This window comes from Paenibacillus sp. LS-5 (assembly GCF_056121505.1).
Genome location: NZ_JBWAVA010000084.1, coordinates 1 through 267 on the forward strand (window position 1 = coordinate 1; position 267 = coordinate 267).

A 267-nucleotide genomic window follows, 5' to 3' on the forward strand; every position below is an offset into this window, starting at 1 on the left:
TGGGGCAGCCCGAGGAGGCCATCAAGTCGCTGGAGCGCGCCCGCACGCTGGAGGGCGCGGAGCGCTTGCCGATCGACCACCGCTTGGGCCAGGCCCTGCTGGCCAAGGGCGACAAAGCCGGCGCGAAGGCGGCGCTGGAGCGCTTCACGCAGAACAAGCGTGGCAGCCCGAAGAACGTCGAGGACGCCAAGAAGCTGCTCGCGACGCTGGCCTGAGCCGGCTCGAGCCGGGGCGGGGCAGGGCGGGGCGGGGCGGGGCAGGGGGCTG

The 267-nt window shown here is 74.5% G+C and carries 1 protein-coding gene; it reads left to right on the forward strand.

The window, feature by feature from the left end; all coding sequences use genetic code 11:
* Positions 1–215 (forward strand): hypothetical protein (locus AC0MA3_RS26555; RefSeq protein ID WP_474658354.1); only part of this gene is annotated, 215 nt, incomplete at its 5' end.
* Positions 216–267: the final 52 nt, after the last annotated feature.